This is a genomic window from uncultured Caldilinea sp. (assembly GCF_937128415.1).
Classification (GTDB): domain Bacteria; phylum Chloroflexota; class Anaerolineae; order Caldilineales; family Caldilineaceae; genus Caldilinea.
In genome coordinates this window covers 23,143-42,758 of sequence record NZ_CAKZMJ010000094.1, presented here as the reverse complement: position 1 = coordinate 42,758, position 19,616 = coordinate 23,143, and the positions used below count along the sequence as shown (strand labels likewise).

Sequence of the window (19,616 nt, the reverse complement as noted above, 5' to 3'; positions counted from 1 at the left end):
TCGCGCTCCGCCGCCGGCGCAGCGGCGGATTCCTGCAGCACCTCGTTGAGGGCGATCCGCTCCACGCGCACGCCGAACAGAGCCTGGAGGTCGTCGGCGTCGTAGGCGCAGGTGTCAAAACCGGTGGGGTGTTCTCCGACCAGTCCGATGACGGCGCCGTTGAGCGTGCGCAAAGCTCGTCCGGCGCGCGCCAGCGTGATGATCTTGGTGAGCGCCGCCGGGTCGTCGGGAGGCGCCAGCACGTAGTCGTAAGGAATGCGGCGCAACGTCAGCGCATGGCCCGCCAGGTTGACGCCACAGAGGCTGTTGAGGCGCAGCCTGCCGCCCGTGCGCGCCTCCGGCGCCGCCCACAGCAACACGGGAATGCGCCGCGCCGCCGCCATCTCGGCCAGCGCCGCCGCCATGCTGCTGTCGGCGAAACTGGCCTGCAACAGGATGAGGAGATCGCACTCCAGGCTGCGCAGTGCGTCTTGCATCTGCGCTGCGCCGTCGGCGTCCATGATCAAAGAGGTGCGGGTTCCCACCACGCACAGCCCGCTGCGTTCCAGCCGCGCCGCCGCTTCGTCGGCGACCGACTGCGCCAGTGGAACGTCGAACGTAGGCCGCGCGATCGCCGCCATCGCCACGGTCAGCGGCTCCATTGCCTCTCTCCTCATGCGCTCTCCTCCTCCAGAAACGCCGCCACGTCGATGGGCTTGCCCGTCTGCGCCGAACGGTTGGCCGCCAGCACCGTCGCCGTCGTCATCAGCCCATCGCGCAGGGTGGTGCGCACCGGCGAGCGGTCGCCTGTGCGCACGGCGGCGATGAAGGCGCGGTTGATGGCGCGATGCGGCGGCTCGGTGTTGGGCCAGCTTTCGACGCCGGTTGGAGTGTAGCGCTGCACCTGTTTGTCGGTGATGCGCACCAGACAATCGCGCACGGCGAAGTCCGCAGTCGGCGCCAGCTGAATCTCCGGAAAGAGCGCATAGGTGCCTGCGCAGACGCCCACTGCCCCGCGCCCAAAGTGCAAGGTCAACGCATAGCCATCCCAGTTGTGGAACTCCGGCTCGTGGTTGGCCTGCCGTTCGTTGTACGCGGCGTAGACCGTCTTCACCCCGCCCGCCAGCGCCGCGCCGACGTCGATCAGGTGAATGTTTTGATCGACGATCTGCCCTCCGGCCTCGCTGCGATCCCACATCCAGCGGATCGGCGGCCGCGTCCAGTACCAGCGCAGGTTGACCAGCGCAATCGCTGCGCCGTCCAACATCTCCTCTGCGCGGCGATAAGCCTCGGTGTAGCGCCAGTGAAAGCCGGTCATGGCCAGCGCGTCGCACGCTTCGGCCTTCTCCACAAAGCGCCGGGCGCGGCGCAGGTCGAGGTCGAGCGGCTTTTCGACGTACAGCGCAACGCCGTGCTCCAGGCAGTCCAGGCCGATGTTCGTGTGCGCCCGCGTGGGCGTGCAGATGTAGACGGCGTCGAGCGGCGTTGCTTCTAACATGGAGCGGTGGTCGGTGAAGGCGCGGCCACCCCATTTTTGCACGAACGCCTCCGCCCGTGCAGGGTCGATGTCGGCTGCGGCGACGATCTGCACGTCCGGCTCATCGGCGATCATGCTGGCGTGCACGGCGCCCATGCGCCCGGCGCCGATAAATCCCACTCGTAGTTTGGAGGCCATGGTGTTTAGCTCCTCAATTCAAATAGGTTTGACGCCCGCCACGCGCTCCGGCGCCACCGCCTCAACGGCAGGCACTTCGACCGGATCGGCAAGATATTGTTCGAGATAGCGCTTACTGAGCAGTAAAGATTGCAGGATTTCCCCCTCGCTGCGATCCCAGGCGGCGTCTTCATGTTCGATGCTCAGGCAGCCGGGGTATTGGACGCGGCGCAGCTCGGCGAGGATGCGCGCCCAGTTCAGCTCTCCCCAGCCGGGCAGCGTGTAGCGCCACCAACCTTCGCCGTCGATGCCCTCGCGGGCCAGTCTCGTCCGGTCGACGAGCGCGTCCTTGACGTGCACATGGCGCACGCGAGACGCATATTCGTGCAGGGCGGCGTAGGGGTCGATGAACTGCCAGACGAGATGGCTGGGGTCGAAGGCCAGCATCAGCTCCGGCAGCGCCTTGTCGAAAAGCTCCAGCCACATGGCCGGGCTGGTGGCGATATTGCCGACGGCGGGGCAATTCTCCACGGCGATGGTGACGTTGCCCGACTGCGCCAACGGCAGCACTTGCCCGGCGAACCATTCGACCACGTCGGGCAGGTTGGCGCGCAAGCTTTTGCCCGGGATGCGTCCCGTCGCCAGCACGACCAGCGGAATCCCTTCGTCGCCGGCAAAGCGCACGCGCTCGAGCACGTTGCGCTGATGCAGGGCGCGCTCCTCTGGGTCGCCCGCCAGCACGTTGCGGCCGTAGGTGAGGCAGAAAATCTGCGCGCCGATGCGGCGCGCTTCGGCGAAGTCGGCGGCCTTGAGGGGCACGGCGGGGCCGACCTCCAACCCGTCGAAGCCATTTTCCACCGCCCAGCGCGCCAGCTTGGGCAGGCTCCACGGTTGAAAGCCTGGGAAAATCGTCAAAATGTTGGTGTGAAAGGCGATGGGCGGGCGAAAACCGGTGAACAGCGTCATAATCAGTCTCTCCCTGGTGCAGATGATGCGCCTTGCGCTGGTTCGCTGTGCGGATTGGGAATCAAGATTTCGTCTTTGTATTTTACACGCTCCGGCGGCGAACTGTCATTTGCGCATAGGGATGGAGGAAGTTCTCGACCATCCCTCGACCCTCAGTTGACAAGCTTCAATCGCTTGGTCTACAGTATCTCTGAAAATCCTACAAACACCAGCGCTGAATCTCCCTGATCTTGAGGACGATGAACTGCATTTCAACCATCGAAGGAGGAGCGAACCATGTACGATATCGGCGTTGCCATCACCGGCACAGGCTTCATGGGGCCGGCGCATACGGAGGCGCTGCGGCGTCTCGGTGTGCGCGTGGTGGGCGTGCTCGGCTCTTCACCTGAAAAATCGCAGCGCTTCGCCGCTGCGCATGGCATCCCCAAAGCCTACGCCTCTTTCGACGAAATTTTGGCCGATGACGACGTGCAGGCGGTGCACATCACCACGCCGAACCGCTGGCACTACGAGACGGCGAAAGCAGCTTTGCTGGCGGGCAAACATGTGCTTTGCGAGAAGCCGCTGACCATGAACTCGCGTGAGTCGGCGGAACTGGTCGAGCTGGCGAAATCGGTCAAGCTGGCGGCGGGCGTCAACTACAACTACCGCTTCTATCCAACCAGCCTCGAGGCGCGGGCGCGCGTGCGCTCCGGGCAGATCGGCGAGGTCGTCTCCATCTTCGGCAACTACGTGCAGGACTGGCTGCTTTACCCGACGGATTACAACTGGCGCGTGCTGGCTTCCGAGGGGGGCCGGCTGCGCGCGGTCGCCGACATCGGCACGCACTGGATGGACCTGGTGCAGACGATCACCGGCCTGGAGATCGTCGAGGTCTTCGCCGACCTGCGCACCGTCTTCCCCACGCGCTATCGGCCCAAGGGCGAGGTGGAGACGTTCAGCGCCAAGACGGTCGTTCACCAGGAGACGGAGGCGATCCCGATTGAGACCGAGGACATGGGCGCAGTGCTGCTGCGCTTCAACAACGGCGCGCGAGGGGTGCTGTGGGTTTCGCAGTTGACGGCGGGCCGCAAGAACTGTCTGCGCTACGAGATCGCAGGCACGCAGCACGCCATCTGGTTCGACGGCGAGCGCCCGAACGAGCTCTGGATCGGCCACCGCAATCAGCCCAACGAACATCTTTTCAAAGACCCCAGCTTGATGGACCCATCGGTGGCGCGCTACATCGATTATCCCGGCGGCCACAACGAAGGGTATCCCGATTCCTTCAAGATGTGTTTCCGCGCGTTCTACGACTACATCGCCGCCGGCGACTTCAGCGCAGCGCCCTTCTTCCCCACCTTTGAAGAGGGCCACAAGGAGATTTTGCTCTGCGAAGCGATCCTGCGCAGCCACGACGAGCAGCGCTGGGTGAAAGTTGGAAAGTAAGAGCGTTGCGTGGGGCGTCATGCGCCGCGCAACACACGAAACACGCACCACACAACACACGAAACATTGCAGAGTGCATTTTTCGTATAGGGATTACCACTTAGGAGGCGCCAATGAAACTTGGATTTGTCAGTGCGATTTTGCCGGATCTCTCGCTGGAGGAAGTGGTGGCCTTCGCCGCCGAGACGGGCTATGGCTGCGTCGAGCTGATGTGCTGGCCCAAAGGCAAGGCCGAGCGTCGCTACGCCGGCGTGACCCACATCGACGTCGTCGGCTTCACCGCTGACGACGCAGCCAGGGTGAAGGACCTCATGGCGCAATACAACGTCAGCATCAGCGGGCTGGGGTACTATCCGAACCCGCTGGCGCCGGACGAGACGGAGGCGCAGGTTTACGTCGAGCACATCAAGGCCGTCATCAAGGCGGCGAGCTTGCTCAACGTCCCGGTCGTCAACACCTTCATCGGCCGCGATTGGACCAAATCGGTCGATGAAAACTGGCCGCGCTTCCTCAGCACCTGGAAGCCGCTGATCGCCTTTGCGGAGGACAATGGCGTCAAGATCGCCATTGAAAATTGCCCCATGCTCTTCACGCGCGATGAATGGCCCGGCGGCAAGAATCTGGCGCACTCGCCCGCCATCTGGCGTCGCATGTTTGAGGATATTCCCAGCAAAAATTTTGGCCTGAACTATGATCCTTCGCATATGATTTGGCAGCATATGGACTACCTGGCGCCGATGCGCGAGTTCAAGGATCGTCTGTTCCACATTCACGCCAAGGATGCGCGCATCGATCGACACAAGCTTGACCAGGTCGGCATCCTCGCCTTCCCCAACCACTATCATACGCCCAAACTGCCTGGCCTGGGCGATGTGGATTGGGGCAAGTTCTTCTCGGTGCTGACCGACGTCGGCTACGCGGGGCCGGTGGCGGTGGAGGTGGAGGACCGCGCCTACGAGGGTTCGCTCGAGCTGCGCAAGGCCTCGCTCACCCAGAGCCTGGCGTACCTGCGCCAGTATTTGACGGTGGATCTGTGACGGCGGTTCTGGGATGTCGTCAGGGATTTGCAGAGGACGCTGACCTTCGGGAGGGGTGCGATGAACGGTCTGATGATGAACTGGCAGCTGACCATCGATAAAATCCTGGAGCACGGCAATCGTCTCTACGCCCACAAGCGCATCACGACGATGCAGCCGGATGGCTCGCTCTTCCGTTACACCTACGCCGACCTCTACCGTCGCTCGAAGCGGCTGGCCAAGGCGTTGGTGAAGCTCGGCGTCGAGCCGGGCGACCGCATCGGCACCTTCGCATGGAACAACTATCAGCATCTGGAGCTGTACTATGCGGCGCCGGGCGCCGGGGCGGTCTGCCATACGCTGAACATCCGCTTGTTCCCTGACCAGCTCGCCTATATTGTCAATCACGCCGAAGATAAAATTGTCTTTGTCGACGGGACGCTGCTTCCCCTCTATCAGAAGGTGGCGCCGCAGACGCCCGGCGTTCAAATGTACGTCCTCTTCAACGCCCCGCGCGAGGCGAAGGACGCCTTGCCCAATGCGCTTTTCTACGAGGATTTGATCGAAGAGAGCGACGAGGACTTCGCCTGGCGCAGCACCGACGAAAACATGGCGATGGGGATGTGCTACACCAGCGGCACGACGGGCGAGCCCAAAGGCGCGCTCTACTCGCATCGCTCGATGTTCCTGCATACCATGGGGGAGAACGCCGCCAATGCGTTGGGCGTGCGCGAGTCGGACGTGGTGCTGCCGGTCGTGCCGCAATTTCACGCCATGGCCTGGGGCTTGCCCTACGCGTGCGTGGCGTCGGGCGCCGACATCGTTCTGCCCGGCCCGCATCTGCGGCCGCAAGCCCTGGCCGACCTGATCGCCAACGAGCGCGTCACCATTGCGGCCGGCGTGCCGACCATTTGGAACGGCCTCTACCATGAGCTGAAGCAGAACCCTCGCGACATCTCCTGCATCCGCGCGCTGGTCGTCGGCGGCTCGGCGATGCCGCGTTCGCTCATCAAAGCCTACGAAAGCGAGTTGGGCGTCAACGTCCTGCACGCATGGGGCATGACCGAAATGTCGCCGCTTGGGACCGTGTCGATCCCGCTTAAGGCCCACGAGGCGCTCGACGATGAGGCGCGTTGGGACATCAAGGCCAAACAGGGGTATCCGGTGCTGGGCGTGGAGATGCGCATCGTCGACGAGGTGGGGCGAGAGCTGCCCTGGGACGGCAAGACGATGGGCGAGCTGCAGGTGCGCGGCCCCTGGATCATCCGGCAGTACTTCAAGCGCGAGCCGACGCCGGACTACATGACCGCCGATGGTTGGTTCCGCACCGGCGACGTCGCAACGATTTCGCCGGACGGCTACATGACTATCACCGACCGCACCAAAGACCTGGTCAAGAGCGGCGGTGAGTGGATTTCCACCGTGGAGCTGGAAAACGCCATCATCGATCACCCGAAGGTGCTCGAGGCGGCGGTGATTGCCATCCCCGATGAAAAGTGGTCGGAGCGGCCGCTGGCGTGCGTGGTGCGCACGAAGGAGGGATGGGATCTGACGGCGGAGGAGCTGCAGGCTTACCTCGCCACGCGCGTCGCCAAGTTCTGGATTCCAGAGCGGATCGTCTTCATCGATGAGGTGCCCAAGACCAGCGTGGGCAAGTTCGACAAAAAGGAGCTGCGGCGCCGGTACGCCGAGGGACGGTTGACATAAATGGAGAGCAGTGACGAGTTTTCATCCCGAGAGGCTCGGAGGACGCAGAGAAAATTGAGCAACTATCGTGGCGCAATCGTCAAGTCGGTGCAACGGCGACTTTTCTGGATGGTTCTTTGTCTTGTCCTATCCATCGGCGCAACGACGCGTTTTGCAGCGGCGCAGACGACCGACGTCCATGTCGTGGCCCCCGGCGAGACGTTGACTGCCATCGCCCGGCGCTATGGCACCGACGTCAACACGCTCATGCGCCTCAACGGCATTCAAAATCCGGAGTTGATTCGGGTTGGTCAGCGGCTGGCGGTGCCGTCGCACGCAGCGGGCAGCGGCGTAGGGCGCGCTTCATTGCAAGGGTCAAGCCCACAGCCATCGATTACGTTAGGCCTTGAAAACACGCGCATCTATTTTGCGCTGCCGGGCGACACGCTCTCTAGCGTCGCCGCCCGGTTTCACACCACGCCGGCGCACCTGGCGGAAATGAACCTGCGTTCACCCTCCGCACCGCTGCTGCCGGGCGAGGCGCTGCGCGTTCCCGTCAACGATGGCGCTGCGCCGATCTTCACGGCCAGGAACATGGTTCCGCTGTCGGGCAGGTCCTATGTCCACGTCGTCCGAGAGGGCGAGACGCCGGCCTCGATTGCCAGGGACTATGGGACGTCGCTCCGCCGCATCCTGGAGTTGAACAAAATTGCCGACGCCAGGCAGGTCAAAGCCGGTCAGCGTCTGATTGTGCCGCCGCCTTCCCTCGCCGAACTCTTCGCCGCCGCGCCGATGGGCGCCGACGGCGTGCCCCTCTATCCGGTCGTCCCCACCGAAGGCAAGTGGATCTCTGTCGATCTCGACCATCAGCGCGCCTACGCCTGGGAAGGCAACAAGCTCATCAAGCGCTTTGTCATTTCATCGGGCAAGGCGAAAACGCCCACCGTCACCGGCGTCTTCCGCATTTGGGCGAAGGTCTCCTCACAGGTCATGCAGGGCGGCAGTCGAGCGGCGGGGGATTACTATTACCTTCCCAACGTGCAGTGGGTGCAGTATTTCTATCGGGACTATGCCTTCCACGGCGCGTACTGGCACAACAATTTCGGGACGCCCATGAGCCGCGGCTGCATCAACATGACCAACAGCGACGCCAAATGGCTCTGGGACTGGACGACGCCGACGGTCGGCCCTGGCTGGCATGTGTTGGATGAATCCAACCCGGGCACGCTGGTGATCGTTCATCGATAATGGTGGATAGATTCTTGAACAAAGTTCTTTTTATGGAACGCCTTATCGTGAATTGAGGAGAACTTATGGTGTATCAAGCAGATGCGCAACGTTACGATGGTCGGATGGTCTATCGCCGCACGGGGCGCAGCGGCCTGTTGCTGCCGGCTGTTTCCCTGGGACTGTGGCACAACTTTGGCGGCGTCGATGTGTATGAGAACGCTCGCGCCATGGTGCTGCGCGCCTTCGATCTGGGCATCACCCATTTCGATCTCGCCAACAATTACGGCCCGCCTCCCGGATCGGCGGAGGAGAACTTCGGGCGCATTCTGGCGCAAGATTTGCGACCTTATCGCGATGAGCTGATTATCTCCACCAAGGCGGGCTACTATATGTGGCCCGGCCCTTATGGAGAATGGGGGTCGCGCAAGTATCTGATCGCCAGCCTCGATCAGAGCCTCAAACGCATGGGGTTGGAGTATGTTGACATCTTCTACAGCCACCGGCCTGACCCCAACACCCCAATGGAAGAGACGATGATGGCGCTCGATTACGCCGTCCGTTCGGGCCGTGCGCTCTACGTCGGCATCTCGACCTATTCGCCCGAGCAGACGCGCGAGGCTGCGGCCATCTTGCGCAGCCTGGGCACGCCTTGCCTGATCCATCAACCCGCCTACAGCATGTTCAACCGTTGGGTGGAAGATGGCCTGTTGGACACGCTTGGCGAGCTGGGCATCGGATGCATTGCTTTCTCGCCGCTGGCGCAGGGACTCCTGACGAACAAATATCTGGCGGGCGCCATCCCGCCCGATTCGCGCGCGGCCAAGCCTCATGGTTTCTTGAAGGCGAATGAAGTCAGCGCAAAGCGCATCGAACTGGCCCGACGGTTGAATCAGATCGCCGAGGCGCGCGGTCAGACGTTAGCGCAAATGGCGATCGCCTGGGTGTTGCGTCATCCTCAGATGACCTCGGCGTTAGTGGGCGCCAGCAAGGTCAGCCAGATTGAAGACAACGCGGCGGCGGTCAAAAATCTCACGTTTACGCAGGAGGAACTGGCGGCCATTGAGGCAATCTTGCGCGAAGACGACGAGCCGCCGGTGTGGTGATCGAGCGCGCCTAGAGCGTGTGATGAACTTTGAGTCATGATGAGCGTATCATGTTCACTGCTTTAAAGTGCATAATAGCCTCCAAGAGAAAGGCGCAAAGTGTGAGGAGCAAGAGAATCGGCGGCCATGTGAATTAATTGTTCCTCCATTTTGACAAAGATCGGTAGACCGATTATAAAGGTTGCGAAAATTGAATGGCCGTTAGGTGAGGCTCCTGGTTGAACACAGGCTGCTGCCCGGAAACGTCGAAAGACGCCAATGGGTAGAACAGGCCAAATCGGCTTAAGGTTTGGCATAAAGCAGCTGATCCTCTTTCGATGCAAGAGAGAATCTACGTCAACCAGTGCCAAAGCTCAACGAGAGGCGCTCATGCAGGACAGATTTGTCCTGTATTTGATGGATAAGTGTGAAGACAGCCTCTCGTGGGCTGTCTTCTTTTTTTCATTGCTTCTGCAACGCCGAACAGGCGCTCAGGGCGCAAGCTGCGAGGAAAGGGGGTGAGACGTCATGCAGGACACGGAAAGTAGTCTAGACCTCGATGCAAGAAGACGATGCGAGAGACCTTCATGGTGTCGATCTCGGGAGGTGGAACATGCTGAAGATGAAGTGGGTGTTGAACGAGCATGGACGTCTCACAGCTCGCTGGGAGAGGCTCGCAGTTGCGCCGATGCAACCGCACGCCATCGCTCAGCCTCATTTCCGAACAACTGAACAGCCTCATTCTTTGCGAGCGCGTCCAGATCACTCCATGCAGGCAGTCGGTGGGACGCTCTTGCACACTTGCGACCGGCGGCTGCAGCCGGTGACGTGAAACGCGGAGCGCGCACGCTCTGCACTATCGCCGCACTTGAAGTGATGTGCGTCGCTTTCCCCGGCGTTGGTCGCTCTCTTCGCCGGGGAGAGCCTTGCCGGCGTCCATGCGCTCTGCAAGAGCGGAGGACGTTTGTCCTGGCGTTGACGCGCCTCCTTTCGGGAAAAAAGCGGCAGGCGCCAATCAACGGGGTGAATAGCGGGAATGACTTTACAGAATGGAAAGGAACAGACCATCATGGCCAACCTGAACCATCCTTTGAAGGAAAAGCTCAATTTGCAGAAGCTGTTGAACAACGGGGAGTTGAACACGATCAAGGAGCAGCAGGCGAGTTGGTCCGTCTATGAGGTGATCAAATTGATGCAGGAGCTTCCTTCGGCGCAGCGTATCTTGCTCTTTCGATTGCTGGACAAAGATCGCGCCATCGACGTGTTCGAGCGGTTGGACACCACCCAACAAACCGACCTGGTGCAGGCGATGGCCGATCCGGAGGCGGTGCAACTGTTCGAGAAGCTCGATCCGGACCTGCGCGTGCACCTGTTCGATGAGTTGCCCGCCAAGGTCACAAAACGTCTGCTGGCTGCGCTCAGCCCCGAAGCGCGAGAATCTGTAAATGTGCTGCTGAACTATCCGCCGGAGAGTGTGGGCCGGATCATGAATCCGCGCTATCTCGCCGTGCGCAGCCACAACACGGTGCGAGAGGCGCTTGCCGTGCTTCGTTCCTCTAATTTGGAAGACGATGAGCTGCGCGTGATCTTCGTCATTGACGAGAAACGCTATTACAAGGGGGTTGTCTCGCTCACCAGGCTTGTGCGAGCGGAGCCGGATGCAAAGATCGAGACGTTGCTCGAAGGTTCAGACGTCTTCGTGCGAGCGTCGGAAAAACGCACCGTCGCCGCGCGTTTGCTGAAACAGTATGACCTGGTCGCTTTGCCCGTCGTCGACGGAGAAGGTCGTCTGGTCGGCGCAGTCTCCTTTGACGACGTGATCGATGTGTTGGAAGAAGAGGCCTCTGAGACGATGTACCAGATGGCAGGCATCGTGGATGTGCGACGTCAACGCGACATCATTCATAGCGAAAAGCTTACCCGCGGCCCGATCCTGTACGCCGTCTCTGTGCGCATCGTATTCTTGCTGGTCACCGTCGCCGGCGGCCTGGTGACCGGCGGCCTGATCGACCAGTTTGAGGAGGTGCTGGCCAAGATCCTGGCTGCGGCTGTCTTTATTCCGTTGGTCATGGATATGGGCGGCAACGTCGGCACGCAATCCACGACCATCTTTGCGCGCGGTCTGGCGTTGGGGCATATCGACCTGGCAAAATTCTGGTGGCATGTGCGCCGCGAGGTGGGCATCGGCCTGGTGATGGGGCTTCTTCTCGGGGTCGTTACTGGAGTGATCGCCTGGCAGTGGCAGGGGATCCCCAATGGGTTTCCACAGATCGGCATTGCGGTTGGCGTTTCGATTTGCGCCGTCGTGACGTTGGCCACCTTCCTGGGCTTTTTGCTGCCCTATACACTGACGAAGCTGGGCTTCGACCATGCGCCGGGAGCCGATCCTTTTATCACCACCATCAAGGATTTTACAGGTCTGGCGCTTTACTTTTCCTTGGTGAACTTCTTGCTCGCTGTTTAACAGTGAAAGAGCAGGTGGAGGTCGCAAACCACGCTTGCGACCTCCACCAAGAGAGATGGAATGCAGCGACAACCGGAAGGTGATGCATGTGCAGCGACTACAATCTGGATGCGCGAGGGCGCAGCGATCGCTTACAACGGGTGCACGCAGTTCGGATGCGTCTCATCGCCTATGTCGAGCAAGTGTATTGTCACAGAAAGTTTTTCAATCAGCTCTATCGAGACCTGGCGACGATCGCGGCGGAGCCGCATAAGCGCGACCTGCTGTTGCACCTCGCCGATCTCGAACAGCAGGGCATGGACCGATGCGTCGTCGTCCTACGCCGGCTGCAGGGGCGCGTTCCTGAATTTTGTGACAACGCGCTGCAACGGACGTGGCGCCGCATGCTTGTTTTGGCCGGTCCGCGCATCGCATGGACATGGATCGATCACATAAAGCGTACAGACATGCGGCGACGCGCGGACTTGCTGCGATGGCTCAAGGCTATGAAAATGTCCAAAGCGTGAAAGATTGACCACGGTCGCCATTCTGGCGCAATCATTTTGATGAAGCAGGAAGCTGATTTGACCGTCCACCGTCGAGGTGCGCCATGAATTACGAAGTGTTTACGGATGCGCTCAACCAGCTTGGAAAAGACTTCGCCTTAAGAATAGCGCAAACTTCTGGGGAGATCGTCGGCCCCTTTGATTCGATCCTCGTCGGACGCCTGTTGGTGGTGCTGTTGCTGTGCGGCCTGATCGGATGGGAACGCTCGCAACATGAGCGCGCCAGCGGCTTTCGTCCGCATATTCTGGTGGGACTGGGCGCCTGTTTGATGACCATGGCCGGCGCGTACGCCCTACCCGATATGGGCGTGCGCGACCCGATGCGGGTGGCCAGCTACGTGGTTTCGGGCATCGGCTTTCTCGGCGCCGGTGCAATCCTGCGCCATGGCTCAACAGTGCGCGGCCTGACTACGGCCGCCAGCATTTGGGGCGTGGCGGGAATTGGCATTGCCGTTGGGGTGGGGATGGCCGGGTTGGCGACGGCGACGACGTTGCTCATTTTGTTCACATTGGTTGTTCTGGAACGCGTGGAAGCCAGGCTTGGCCGCAATCATGAAGTCAATATGCTCAAGCTCCACCTGAAAGACAACCATCGCGCAGTTGGCAAGGCGCTGACCGCACTCGACCGGCTGGGGGCGCCGGTCAAACGCGCGACGATGTTGCCTTCGGCCGGCGAAACTGCAATCTTGCGCGTCGATCTCACTCGACCCTTGACTTCCCATCAGCTAGAACGGCTGGTGAAACAGTTGCTGGTCGTTAAATCCATTCAGCGCGTGGACGTCTCAGACGTTGAGGTGGAAGCGTCAGATGAGGCCGGACTGGCGACGAGGCAAGGTGTAGATGTCCAGCATCAAGAGCAAATGAATCTGGATGACGAAAATCTGTTGGTCGATCTCAATGAACCTGAAGGGCAGGATTCAGACGCTTCCAAACGTTAGCCTGGCCATAGCGCAGATGGCGTTGAAGCGCAGGCGCGTTCGCCTTTCCGCCAACGCCATCTGCATCCCTGGGCTTTACGCAACGTCTTGCAAATTGCTCTTCAGCCACGCCTCGATGAACATATCGATCTCGCCGTCGAGCACGGCGGTTGTGTTGCCCGTCTCCACGCCGGTGCGCAGGTCTTTGACCAACTGGTACGGATGCAACACATAGCTGCGAATCTGGCTGCCGAAGTTGGCGTCGTCCACCTTGCCCTTGAGCCTGGCTTTCTCCGCCGCCAGCCTTTCTTGTTCCAGCTCGTAGAGCTTGCCGCGCAGCACGCGCATCGCCATCTCGCGGTTCTGCGTCTGGCTGCGCTCATTCTGCGAGGTGACGACGATGCCGGTCGGCAGGTGACGAATGCGCACGGCCGTCTGGTTTTTCTGCACGTTCTGGCCGCCGGCGCCGCTGCTGAGAAAGACCTCCACTTCGATGTCTTTGGGGTCGATCTGGATTTCGATGTCTTCGTCCAGCACCGGCATCACCTCGACCTTGGCGAAGCTGGTGTGGCGGCGGTTGTTGGCGTCGAAGGGGCTGAGGCGCACGAGCCGGTGCACACCCTTTTCCGCTTTGAGCAGGCCGTAGGCGTTGGGGCCGTTGACCTCGACGGTCACGCTCTTGATGCCCGCCTCTTCGCCTTCGGTCTCGTCGGTGATAAAGGTTTTGAAGCCATGTTTCTCCGCCCAGCGCAGGTACATGCGCAGCAGCATTTGCGCCCAGTCCTGCGCTTCGGTGCCGCCGGCGCCGGCGTGAATGCTGAGGATCGCCGAACCGCTGTCGTAAGGGCCGCTGAGCGCCAGCGTGAACTCGCGCTCGTCGAGCTCCTTTTCTAACGCGTCCGCCTCCGCTTCCAGCTCGGTCAACATGGCCGGGTCGTCCTCGGCCATCTGGTAGAGCTCGAGCGCGTCGTGGGCGCGACGGGCCAGCCCCTCCCAAACTTCCACCTTGTCGCGCAGCGCGCTCAGCTCCTGCATGATCTTTTGAGCGTTCTGCGGATCATCCCAGAAGTCGGGCTGTTGGCTGCGCTGCTCCAGCTCCTGGATGCGGTTCACTTTGCCGGGGATGTCAAAGACGCCCCCGAATGGCGTCCACGCGTTCGACGATTTGGTTGAGTCTGTTTTCCAACTCGCTCATATATTCTTGTTCCTTTTGAAATCTCCATCACTCTATTCGTAGCTGCGCTTCTCCTCGCATTCTTCAAGGCCTTGCGTTCCACCGAGAATGTGCGGCTGAGAGCCGCACCTACGATGAATCCGGCGCATCCGCCTGGATAATTGTACTACAAGCTTTCTTTCTGGATGAGTTTGGCGGCGGCCGGATTGCGCAATGTTGCGATCGCGGCCCCGACCAGCGCAGAGGCCATCGCCACCCCGAACAGGGCCGTCAGCCCCCACCGCTGCAAGACGAAGCCCAACGTCCACACGCCCATGCCGTTGCCCAGGTCAAAACCAAGGTAGAAGGTGGAAACCGCCTGCCCGCGCAGCGAGGCCGGCATGTGACGCACATGCAGCGCGATCAGGAGCGGATGCAAGACGCCGCCGCCTGCAGCCACCAATGCGGTTGCTGCAAGAAAGGTGGGCAGCGACGCCGTGAACGCAAACAGGCCCAGCCCCAACGCCATGATGCTAAATCCAGAAAACAGAAGCAGCCGCTCTCGTCCTTTGTCCTGCCAGGGCGCCGTCAGCAGGCGCGTCAACACGATCGCCAGACCGTAGACGCCGTAGAGCATGCCCACCGGCTGGACATCGCGACGCAGCGCCAGCAGCGGCAAAAATTGCAGCCACACGCCAAAACCAACGCCCAGCAGCGCGGCCCAAAGCCAGGGCCGCCGAATCTCTCCAGGCAGAATCCAGAAGTGCAGGAACGCGCCGCGCCCTTGCGCCTCGACCGGACGCTCGCCGAAGCGCAGCGCCATCCACCCACACAAGCCGGCTGCCAGCGCAGCGGCGATAAAAATCTGTTCCGCCGTGGCGCGCCTCAGCGCCAGGTCGACGGCGGCGGGCGTCATCGTCATGGCCAGATTGGCGGCGATGCCGAAGCGGGCGATGGCTGCGCCTCGGTGCGCAGGAGGCGCCAGATCGGTGATGCGCGCGGTGGCCGCCGTGGTGACTGCCACGTAGCCCAACGCCTGCAAGGTGCGCGCGGCCATGAGCCAGAGCACGTGGGCGCTCGCCAGCACGGCCAGCACGCCGACGACGAAGCTCAGCACGCCGGCCCAGACGACGGTGCGACGTCCCAAGCGGTCGGCGGCCAGCCCGGCCAGCGGCCTGCCCACCAGCGCCGCCACGCCGAACGTCCCCAGCACCAGCCCCACCTGCCAGTCCGCCAGCCCCGCCTTCACCAGATAGGGAGGCAGCGGCACGAGCAACATGTAGAATGCAACAAAAAAGAGCAGGGTGGCGACGAAGACGCGGGTGGATTCGGCCATCAGCGGGATTGGACGAGGCGTCGAAAGCGAGGATGGCCAGCCTTGCCTTCGACGCCTGTCGTCTGGGTTCAATCGCCCACCAGACCGGTGACGAAGCTCACCGGATCGAAGTAGGCGAAATCGTCGATCTTCTCACCGGTGCCGACGAAACGGACGGGCACGCCCAACTCGCGTTTGATGTTGAGGATGGCGCCGCCCTTGCTGGTGCCGTCCAGCTTGGTGAGGATGATGCCGGTGACGCCGGCCGAATCTTTGAACGCCCGCGCCTGGGAAATGGCGTTCTGACCGGTGGAGGCGTCGAGCACAAGCAGCGTCTCATGGGGCGCTTTGTGCACCTGTTTGGCGGCGACCGTGCGCATCTTTTCCAGCTCTTTCATGAGGTTGTACTTGGTTTGCAAGCGCCCCGCCGTGTCCACGATCAGCAGGTCGGCCTTGCGGCTCTCCTGGCTGGCGCGAATAGCGTCGAAGACGACTGCGCCGGGGTCGGAGCCGGGCGCCTGCGCAATGACCTCAACGCCGGCGCGCTCTCCCCAGATTTTGAGCTGATCGATGGCGGCGGCGCGGAAGGTGTCGGCGGCGGCGAGCACGACCTTCTTGCCTCGACGCTTGTAGTAGGCCGCCATCTTGCCGATGCTGGTGGTTTTGCCCGAGCCGTTGACGCCGACGACGAAGACGACGGTGAGGATGCGCGGCTCCTCGATGTGCAGGGGTTCGTCGGTCTGGAGGAGCTTCACCATCTCCTGTTTGAGCACGAGATAGGCGTCTTTGGCGGCCTTGATGCGCTCTCGCTCCACACGGGCGCGCGTGGTGGCGAGCAGCTCCTGCGTGGTCGCCGCGCCGACGTCGCCCATGATCAGGATGTCCTCCAGCTCCTCCCACAGTTCTGGAGTGATCTCGTTTTCTTGAAAGATCGAGCCAATGCGTCCCAGGATGCCTGCGCGCGTCTTCTGCAGGCTCTGCTCCAGCTTGAGATCGTCCTGGGTCTTTTCTTCTTGCTTTTTGCCGAACAATTTGCTGAACACGTCTCTGCTCCACCGATTGGATGACGGTGCGTCCCTCGTAGTTTAAGCGATAGGACTGGCCTACGCCTGAAGCGCAGGCCGGTTGCTACTGACAGTGTACCACACTACCGCATCAGCAGCGGCAAATAGCTGTTCGACGGCAGTCTTTCGCCGACGAACATATCGATGCCCGCCGTCGTCTGACCGGCGCGCACCTCGACGTTCGCCGCCTGGTAGGGCTCGATCGATCTCGGTGGCAGGCCGAAGCACGCCAGCAACCCGCCAGGGAATCTTCCTCCGGGCCCGGTGCAAAGGCGATAGGAGCCTGCTCGAAGGCCCCCGAGCCGGTAATTTCCATTTTGATCTGTGGTTGCGCGCTGAATCAGTGGGAAAAGCGTGCCGTAAGCATATTCAGCGCCTGGATTCTGTAAGACATACCAGGCATACACGTTGAATCGAGCCGCCGGCCTGTTGTTGTCTGCTATAACCCGCCCTGTGATCCAGCCGCCGGGTTTGAGTTCGATATCCACATTCATTCGTTGCTGGCTTGCCTCCAAAGAGACTAACGAGGCGTCTACCGGAGAGATGCGATCGGAGTAAAATGTCGTCGCATAAATCTCCAGTGGATCGACGACGCCAATGCGATACGTTCCTTCTGTTAACCCTCCAAAAAAGTAACGGCCCTCGGCATCAGCCTGGAGCTCAACCAGCGGAAGCTCCTTATCAGACGAAGCGTACAAAGAAACCCGGGCGGATGGCAGCGGTCGCCCCTCGGCCCGAATTTGACCGCCGATCGCTCCATCAAACATTCCTGCCTCGCCTAGATCGATGTTGATGTTGTCTATCACGGCGCCGGGGGTGATCGTGATCGGGGTCGCCTGCTCTGGATCATAGCGACCTGCACCTTCACCGTAATAGGCCCCGAAAGTCATGTGATTCAATTGACCTTCGACCCGCATGCGGTAGATGCCTGGCGGAATTCCAGAGACTCGATAAGCGCCGGTCGCCGGGTCATAGTGGCTATACCCGAGGGGAAACCACCATGAAGGGGGAGGAGCGCCCAACAGTTGGATATAGGCGTTGTCGGGTTTCTCGTCTCCAAGGACGCTTAGTTTGCCGCCGATAGCGCCGCCCAGGCTTAATCTTGCATCCACATCCAGGCGCTTTTCGTACCGATTCACTGTGACCACCGTGGCGTCGGAATACGAGACCGAGTCATCGTAAAATTCGCCGAGATAGGGGCCTCCTAAGTCAATAAAGAGCAGAACATAGTTTCCTGGCCGCAACCATCGAAATTCATAGCGACCCGCTGCATCGGTTCGCGTCATAGCGCTGTATTGTGAAGATTCAGAGGAGTTTCTGCTGAACAGATGAACTAGGATGCCTTCCAACGCGGAGCCGACCGATGAGCGCACGACGCCGCCGATCGTTGCGCTGTCCCCTTCTACTCCGAACGCAAGGTCAATGTCCGTCGTGGTGAGGCCCTCGGTGACCGTGACAGGCCAGGCGTAGTCGATGGACGAATAAACGTCGGGATAGCAAAGCGTTGGATAAGATTCGGATGGTTTGTCGCCTGCGCTATCCCAAAAGACGTTATATGCGCATATTGCATAGACGCCAGGCTGAAGGCCAGGAAAGCTGTAAACGCCGGAACCTTCAATCCAGAGGGAGGCGACAGTTTGCCACTCCTCTTGAACGCGTGCAAGGACATTAATGCGACTGGACTGAACAAAACCGCTGACGAGATAGCTGATTTGGCCCTGAATGGCGCCAGCCTTGGGCATTGCTACATTCAGGTCGGTCACATTCGAGCCCGCCACGGCGATCGGCGTTGCGCTTTGTAACGTCAAAGCGTTGGAATAGAAGGTCTGAGCGTAAACGGAGGATTGGTCTCTAAAGGAAAGAGCGTATGTGCCTGCAGGCAGCACTCCAAAGCGGTAAGCCCCCTGGGTGTCTGTGCGTGTGGAGCGCCAATATGAATAATAACCATTGGAATCGCGTCGGTGGAGAGTGACATCGATGCCGGAGAGCGGCGCGCCGCTTGAATCGGTGACGCTGCCGGAGATGCTGCCGGGTGCGTCTGGGGCGAGAGGAGGAGACTGCGCAAGGGCTGAATTGAAGGCGCCCAATCCACAGAACAGGGCCAGCAAAAGGCTCGCGGTGAGAAGAAATGCGGCCGCCGGAAATATCTTGGGCTGCATAGCGCCTCCGAGAGCAGATTCCCTTGTCAACAACCTTGACAACCGGCTTGTGTACAAATCGATTCTTATCGTTGATTCAGCTCGCGCTGCGCAAGGAGCTCAAGCAGCCGCGTCAGCACCTCCTCGCGGTCGTCGCCGGTGAGCGCCAGCGCCAGTTGCGCCGTGAGCAGCCCATACTTGACGCCGACGTCGTAACGGCTGCCCGCCAGCTCGAGCGCAAGGTATTTCTCGCGCTGCGCCAGCTCCACCAGCGCTTCGGAGAGCGTGTAGCCGCGCTCCGGGTGATCGACGGGCGCGCCGGCGGCGATCTGCGCGTCGAGGATGCTCATCACCGTGGGCGTCAACACGTGCATCCCGAAGAAACAAAGATAGTAGCCGGCGCGCAGCCCGGGCACGATCAGGCGCTGCTCGGCCTGTGTGGGCGTGGGTTTTTCGATCACGGCGTCGATCTCATAGAGGCCGGCGGCTCCGGGCACGCGACGCCCGCCCACCGCGCCGTAATAGGGGAGCAGACTCTCGCGCGTCGGCTGCACGGCGGAGATGGCGCACTCCTGCGCTTCCGCCATCGCCACCAGCGCCTGTGCGCAGCGCTGTGCGCCGTTGCTCACATAGAGGTGGTCGCCCACGAGGTGCAGAAAGGGGTCGCGGCCGACGAATTCGCGTGCGCAGAAAACGGCGTGGCCATGGCCCAAAGGTTCGGGCTGATGCACGAAGACGAGCCGCCGCGCATGATCGCCCGCCACCTGCGCGTACGCCTGCTCGTCGCCCGGCCGCACCACGACGGCGATCTGGTCGATGCCGGCCGCCAACACTTCTTCGATCAAAATGGAAAGCACCGATTTCTCTGCGCCGTCGCGGTCGATCAGCGTCTGCAGCGGCAGGGTGCGCTGCCTGCGCCCTGCGGCGGTGATCACTGCTTTTTTGACGTTCATCCGTTTGCATCCTTGCTTGTTGATGG

15 protein-coding genes, 1 pseudogene and 1 riboswitch are annotated in these 19,616 nt (G+C 61.2%); of the genes and pseudogenes, 8 read left to right on the top strand and 8 right to left on the bottom strand.

Annotated elements, in window-relative coordinates:
• The 3 genes and pseudogenes from Q0367_RS17745 to Q0367_RS17735 all read right to left on the bottom strand — a co-directional run.
• Positions 1–641, bottom strand: a pseudogene (locus Q0367_RS17745) (fucose isomerase); the annotation flags it as partial.
• Between the two features lie 11 nt (positions 642–652).
• Complete coding sequence (locus Q0367_RS17740; protein ID WP_297632670.1) at positions 653–1,654, bottom strand: Gfo/Idh/MocA family protein; 1,002 nt, start codon at positions 1,652–1,654, stop codon at positions 653–655.
• 18 nt (positions 1,655–1,672) lie between these two features.
• On the bottom strand, positions 1,673–2,599 hold the full coding sequence (locus tag Q0367_RS17735) for a sugar phosphate isomerase/epimerase (RefSeq protein ID WP_297632666.1): 927 nt from the start codon (positions 2,597–2,599) through the stop codon (positions 1,673–1,675).
• Positions 2,600–2,875: 276 nt separating this feature from the next.
• Between Q0367_RS17735 and Q0367_RS17730 the strand changes: the two genes are divergently transcribed.
• The 8 genes from Q0367_RS17730 to Q0367_RS17695 all read left to right on the top strand — a co-directional run bounded on the left by Q0367_RS17730 (position 2,876) and on the right by Q0367_RS17695 (position 12,988).
• Positions 2,876–4,027: a Gfo/Idh/MocA family protein gene (locus Q0367_RS17730; RefSeq protein ID WP_297632663.1), complete on the top strand. Its 1,152-nt coding sequence runs from the start codon at positions 2,876–2,878 to the stop codon at positions 4,025–4,027.
• Positions 4,028–4,140: 113 nt separating this feature from the next.
• Positions 4,141–5,064, top strand: a complete 924-nt coding sequence (locus tag Q0367_RS17725; protein ID WP_297632660.1) for a sugar phosphate isomerase/epimerase — start codon at positions 4,141–4,143, stop codon at positions 5,062–5,064.
• Between the two features lie 60 nt (positions 5,065–5,124).
• Positions 5,125–6,750 carry a long-chain fatty acid--CoA ligase gene (locus Q0367_RS17720; RefSeq protein WP_298983865.1) on the top strand — a complete coding sequence of 542 codons (1,626 nt, stop codon included), beginning with the start codon at positions 5,125–5,127 and terminating at the stop codon, positions 6,748–6,750.
• A 54-nt stretch (positions 6,751–6,804) separates the two neighbouring features.
• On the top strand, positions 6,805–7,977 hold the full coding sequence (locus Q0367_RS17715) for a LysM peptidoglycan-binding domain-containing protein (protein WP_298983863.1): 1,173 nt from the start codon (positions 6,805–6,807) through the stop codon (positions 7,975–7,977).
• A 65-nt stretch (positions 7,978–8,042) separates the two neighbouring features.
• The gene (mgrA, locus tag Q0367_RS17710) at positions 8,043–9,062 is read left to right on the top strand and encodes an L-glyceraldehyde 3-phosphate reductase (RefSeq protein ID WP_297632651.1); all 1,020 of its coding nucleotides are present in this window, start codon (positions 8,043–8,045) and stop codon (positions 9,060–9,062) included.
• Between the two features lie 190 nt (positions 9,063–9,252).
• Positions 9,253–9,434, top strand: a riboswitch (M-box (ykoK) riboswitch).
• Positions 9,435–10,110: 676 nt separating this feature from the next.
• Positions 10,111–11,505, top strand: a complete 1,395-nt coding sequence (gene mgtE, locus Q0367_RS17705) for a magnesium transporter (RefSeq protein ID WP_298983861.1) — start codon at positions 10,111–10,113, stop codon at positions 11,503–11,505.
• Between the two features lie 86 nt (positions 11,506–11,591).
• Complete coding sequence (locus Q0367_RS17700; protein WP_298983860.1) at positions 11,592–12,011, top strand: hypothetical protein; 420 nt, start codon at positions 11,592–11,594, stop codon at positions 12,009–12,011.
• A gap of 83 nt (positions 12,012–12,094) precedes the next feature.
• On the top strand, positions 12,095–12,988 hold the full coding sequence (locus tag Q0367_RS17695; RefSeq protein WP_298983858.1) for an MgtC/SapB family protein: 894 nt from the start codon (positions 12,095–12,097) through the stop codon (positions 12,986–12,988).
• Positions 12,989–13,063: 75 nt separating this feature from the next.
• Here the strand turns inward: Q0367_RS17695 and prfB are convergent.
• The 5 genes from prfB to Q0367_RS17670 all read right to left on the bottom strand — a co-directional run bounded on the left by prfB (position 13,064) and on the right by Q0367_RS17670 (position 19,590).
• Positions 13,064–14,162 (bottom strand): peptide chain release factor 2 gene (gene prfB / locus Q0367_RS17690; protein WP_297632638.1). Its coding sequence is split into 2 segments (ribosomal slippage): positions 13,064–14,104 and positions 14,106–14,162, totalling 1,098 coding nucleotides; the frame shifts between segments, so codons are not numbered across the junction.
• Between the two features lie 145 nt (positions 14,163–14,307).
• Positions 14,308–15,456, bottom strand: coding sequence for an MFS transporter (locus Q0367_RS17685; RefSeq protein WP_298983856.1), 1,149 nt, complete (start codon positions 15,454–15,456; stop codon positions 14,308–14,310).
• 68 nt (positions 15,457–15,524) lie between these two features.
• On the bottom strand, positions 15,525–16,478 hold the full coding sequence (ftsY, locus tag Q0367_RS17680) for a signal recognition particle-docking protein FtsY (RefSeq protein ID WP_298983854.1): 954 nt from the start codon (positions 16,476–16,478) through the stop codon (positions 15,525–15,527).
• A 104-nt stretch (positions 16,479–16,582) separates the two neighbouring features.
• Positions 16,583–18,658: a collagen binding domain-containing protein gene (locus tag Q0367_RS17675; RefSeq protein WP_298983852.1), complete on the bottom strand. Its 2,076-nt coding sequence runs from the start codon at positions 18,656–18,658 to the stop codon at positions 16,583–16,585.
• 65 nt (positions 18,659–18,723) lie between these two features.
• The gene (locus Q0367_RS17670; RefSeq protein WP_297632626.1) at positions 18,724–19,590 is read right to left on the bottom strand and encodes a sugar phosphate nucleotidyltransferase; all 867 of its coding nucleotides are present in this window, start codon (positions 19,588–19,590) and stop codon (positions 18,724–18,726) included.
• Positions 19,591–19,616 lie beyond the last annotated feature (26 nt).

Excerpts from the sequence above, each read along its gene's own strand:
- Q0367_RS17695 (WP_298983858.1), top strand. The coding sequence starts at position 12,095 with ATGAATTACGAAGTGTTTACGGATGCGCTCAACCAGCTTGGAAAAGAC.
- Q0367_RS17670 (WP_297632626.1), bottom strand. The coding sequence starts at position 19,590 with ATGAACGTCAAAAAAGCAGTGATCACCGCCGCAGGGCGCAGGCAGCGC.
- Q0367_RS17675 (WP_298983852.1), bottom strand. The coding sequence starts at position 18,658 with ATGCAGCCCAAGATATTTCCGGCGGCCGCATTTCTTCTCACCGCGAGC.
- mgrA (WP_297632651.1), top strand. The coding sequence starts at position 8,043 with ATGGTGTATCAAGCAGATGCGCAACGTTACGATGGTCGGATGGTCTAT.
- Q0367_RS17730 (WP_297632663.1), top strand. The coding sequence starts at position 2,876 with ATGTACGATATCGGCGTTGCCATCACCGGCACAGGCTTCATGGGGCCG.
- Q0367_RS17725 (WP_297632660.1), top strand. The coding sequence starts at position 4,141 with ATGAAACTTGGATTTGTCAGTGCGATTTTGCCGGATCTCTCGCTGGAG.
- Q0367_RS17685 (WP_298983856.1), bottom strand. The coding sequence starts at position 15,456 with ATGGCCGAATCCACCCGCGTCTTCGTCGCCACCCTGCTCTTTTTTGTT.
- mgtE (WP_298983861.1), top strand. The coding sequence starts at position 10,111 with ATGGCCAACCTGAACCATCCTTTGAAGGAAAAGCTCAATTTGCAGAAG.
- Q0367_RS17700 (WP_298983860.1), top strand. The coding sequence starts at position 11,592 with ATGTGCAGCGACTACAATCTGGATGCGCGAGGGCGCAGCGATCGCTTA.
- Q0367_RS17740 (WP_297632670.1), bottom strand. The coding sequence starts at position 1,654 with ATGGCCTCCAAACTACGAGTGGGATTTATCGGCGCCGGGCGCATGGGC.
- Q0367_RS17720 (WP_298983865.1), top strand. The coding sequence starts at position 5,125 with ATGAACGGTCTGATGATGAACTGGCAGCTGACCATCGATAAAATCCTG.
- Q0367_RS17735 (WP_297632666.1), bottom strand. The coding sequence starts at position 2,599 with ATGACGCTGTTCACCGGTTTTCGCCCGCCCATCGCCTTTCACACCAAC.